General features: G+C 61.9%; 2 protein-coding genes and 1 pseudogene. 1 reads left to right on the plus strand and 2 read right to left on the minus strand.

Translation table 11 applies throughout. From position 1 onward, the window contains the following. Positions 1-115: 115 nt before the first annotated feature. Together EWE75_RS24020 and EWE75_RS24025 are read right to left on the minus strand one after the other, a co-directional pair. Positions 116-724 (minus strand): annotated as a pseudogene (locus tag EWE75_RS24020) (IS3 family transposase); the annotation flags it as partial. A 12-nt stretch (positions 725-736) separates the two neighbouring features. Continuing rightward, a complete protein-coding gene (locus EWE75_RS24025) occupies positions 737-2104 on the minus strand; it encodes an IS110 family RNA-guided transposase (RefSeq protein ID WP_130160555.1) in 1368 nt (455 codons plus the stop codon). Between the two features lie 249 nt (positions 2105-2353). Between EWE75_RS24025 and istA the strand changes: the two genes are divergently transcribed. Next, on the plus strand, positions 2354-3677 hold a 1324-nt coding region (gene istA / locus EWE75_RS24030; RefSeq protein WP_206364878.1), incomplete at its 3' end, for an IS21 family transposase.

Below are 3677 nucleotides of genomic sequence, written 5' to 3' on the forward strand. Positions count from 1 at the left end.
GGGCGGGTGTCCAGGCGAACGCAACTTCCGGCGCGTACAACGATCCGAAGCACGCTTGCGGGTCTTCATCGCAACCTCCTTGTTCAGGGTGTTGCGACGACCGGTTGAATCCGCCTTGGCTGCCCTGATCGGAGTGATGCAGCAGCGCGTCCGGCTTGCCACGCCGCCAGATCGCCATGACCAACGCGTCGGTGACGAGTTGCGCCGTCATCGTGTCGCTCATCGACCAGCCGACAACGCGCCGCGAGAACAGGTCGATCACGGCTGCGACGTAGAGCCATCCCTCCGCGGTCCAGATGTAGGTGAAGTCGGCCACCCATTTCCGGTTCGGCGCATCGGCGCTGAACTGGCGATCGAGCACATTGCCGGCAATGGCTGACCGCTCGCCGCTATCCTTGGGCAAGCCACGACGTCGGGGCCGTGCTTTCAACCCGTGGAACCGCATCAGCCGCTCGATGCGATGAAGGCCACATGACAGGCCTTCGGCCAGGAGATCGTGCCAGACACAGCGCGCGCCATAGGTCCGATCGCTGGCGATGAAGCTGGCGCGGATCTTCGCGCTGAACGCCTCGTCGCTGGATGAGCGCGCGCTCGGCGCGCGTGACAGCCAGGCGTGAAAGCCACTGCGCGAGACCCCGAGCACCTCGCAAATCCACGATACCGGCCAGATCCCCCGGTGCTTCGCGATGAAGGCGAACCTCATATCGAGTCCTTCGCGGAGTAGGCCGCCGCTTTCCTAAGAAACAGCCGCCTCAGGCTCGGCCGGTAATTCGTGCAGGGAGAAGCCGAACGCCTTGGCGCGACGCTGGAGATTTCCGATCACCCGGCTGCGGTACCGTTCCTCATACAGCGTGGCGCCGGGATCATCATACTTCATGCCATGGCGCAGGCTGTTGTAGAACAGGACGGCGATTTTGCGGGCTGTCGCGGTCACCGCCTTGGCCTTTCCTGCGCGCGCCGACAGTCTGCGGTAAAAGGCGCCGAGCGCCGTGTCGCTCCGCCCTATGGTGGTGGCTGCCAGGCGCAGAAGTGCTGCAGCCCGGCTCGATGACCGCCGCGTTTTCGATGATAACAATTTACCGCCCGATATTTTGTTGCCCGGCGCGAGGCACAGCCAAGAAGTAAAATGCTTCGAGCTGGGCCATGCCGCGAGATCCGTGCCGCACTCACCGACGAGCTTGAGCGCCAACGAGGGGCCGATTCCGTGGATCTGTGTCAGGTCCACGCCCAGCACACGATACAGCGCGGAACGGACCTCGAAGTCAGGTGTGTTCGCCTGCCTGGTTTTGGTCCGGACTTTGGGAAGGCGACAGATATCGTGGCCCTTGCCGATCTCAAGCGCCTTGAGCGCGATCTCCAGCTTGCGATCACATTCAAGGATTTTGGTCTGGTAAAAATCGTACAGGGCCAGAGACTGGCAAAGCGCGAAGATGTGCTCATCCCGCCAGTTCCCCGAGAGGGCGGCCCTGATTTTGTCGACGGACGCATGACAGCGGATGTCGCGCATTTCCGCCAGCGTGTTGGGCTTGCGCTCCCCTGCCACAATGGCCCTGATGATCCGCATGCCGGTTACGCCGGTAATATCCGAGACGACGTGATGAAGTTGTACATTCATCTCCATCAGCGCCTTCTGCATGTGCTGGATGTGAGATGCAGTATATTCGATCAGTCGCTCGCGTTGTCGTAAATAGGCACGCAACGTTGCCACACCCGCCTCGGGGCGGAAGCTGGCGCGCAACAGCCCGTAACTGTGAAGGCGCTGCAACCATGCCGCATCGCTGACATCCGTTTTGCGGCCCGGTACGTTCTTGGCGTATCGCGCATTGACCAGGATAACGTGAAAGCCGTGCTCCTCCAGCACTTCATAAGCCGGAATCCAGTAAACACCGGTGGATTCCATCGCCACGCTCGTGACGCCGCATGCTTTGAACCAGCGTGCCATATCGTGCAGGTCGCCGGTGAATGTGCCAAATGCCCGCACCGGATTATCATCTGTGTTCGGATTTACGGCCGCCATGTGCATGGTCGAGCCGATGTCGATGGCGGCAGCGCCGGGGTTGACCATCGCCAACGCATCCGCACTTTGTGATTTTGCTCCTGTCATTTCACGTCCTCCTTCAAACGGGTGCGAATTCCGACCGAAGCCGGCCAGGGATTCCGACGGGAAGCCGGCCACCATTCCGACGTGAAGCCGGCCGGGTTACCGATCTGAAGCCGGCCAGCGTTCCGACGCGAAGCCGGCCACCTGGCGGTAGCGGCGAAGGCGACTGTGCAGGTCAGCAACTGCGGCGAAGAGTGCCGTCCTTTGAAATGAGGACGGGAAAGCTCGATGCCAGCCAGAAGGACGCTGACCATGCGACACTTACGGCGTATTTTGCGCCTCCATCACGAAGGCGCATCGGCGCGGCAGATCGTGCGAGCCGTGGGTATTGCGCGCAGCACGCTCCAGGACGCGCTGACGCGAGCATCGAAGGCGGGGTTATCGTGGCCGCTACCCGACGAGATGACGGACGCGGAGTTGGAGGGGCGGTTGTTCGCGCGCTCCGGTGCCGGCTCTGGGGCCGGCAAGGGCACGCGCAAGCATCCGGAGCCGGACTGGGCCGAGCTGTCCCGGGAGCTGCGACGCCCCGCGGTGTCGATGACGATCTTGTGGGAGGAGTATCGCAAGGTCTGGCCCGAAGGGTACGGATATTCCCGATTTTGCGAGCTTTTGAGGGCATTTCAGCAGCGTTTGTCGCCGGTGATGCGCCAGCATCATATCGCTGGCGACAAGCTGTTCGTTGACTATTCGGGTAAGCGCTTGGGAATCCATGATGCGCTGACCGGCGAGGTCCGGATGGCGGAGATCTTCGTCGCGGTGCTCGGCGCGTCGAATTACACGTTCGCGGAGGCGACCTGGTCGCAGACACTGCCCGACTGGATCGGGTCCCACGTCCGGCTATTTCGTCACATTGGCGGCGTTCCGCGGTTGCTGGTGCCCGACGATCTCAAGAGCGGGGTGAACAAGGCTTCCTTCTACGACCCTGAGATCAACCGCAGCTATGGCAGGATGACCGCGCATTACGACGTCGGCGTGCTTCCGGCGCGACCGTTGAAACCCCGCGACAAGGCTCCCGTTGAAGCTGGGGTACGCTTTGCCCAAAGCTATATCCTGGGCCGGCTGCGCAACCAGACCTTCTTCTCGCTGGACGAAGCCAATGCGGCCATCGCCATCGTAGTGACGGATATGAACACGCGGCCGATGCGCAAGCTCGGCGTCAGCCGCGCCGACCTGCTGGAAAGCCTCGAGCGTCCAGCGTTGAAGGCGTTACCGGAGAAGGACTATGAATATGCCGAGTGGAAGCTCGTCCGTGTCGGACTGGATTATCATGTCGAGATCGATAGTTTTTATTATTCGGTCCCCCATGCACTGATCCGTCAGCAGGTCGACGCGCGCATCACATCGGGTACGATTGAACTCTTCCACAAAGGCCAGCGGGTCGCAGCCCATCAACGCCGCTATGGCGGCGCGACGCGCCACGGCACCCAATTGGATCATATGCCGTCCAAACACCGGCACTATGCCGAGTGGTCACCGGAACGCTTCCAGCGCTGGGCCGCGCAGATCGGTCCCGAAACCGAAGGCTTGGTCATCGCCATTCTGGCCCGACGCCCTCACCCGGAGCAGGGTTTTCGCA

The organism is Sphingomonas populi (assembly GCF_004208535.1).
In the GTDB taxonomy this organism is placed as follows: domain Bacteria; phylum Pseudomonadota; class Alphaproteobacteria; order Sphingomonadales; family Sphingomonadaceae; genus Sphingomonas; species Sphingomonas populi.

Coding starts and splice junctions, on each gene's coding strand:
- EWE75_RS24025 (WP_130160555.1), bottom strand. CDS start 2,104: ATGACAGGAGCAAAATCACAAAGTGCGGATGCGTTGGCGATGGTCAAC.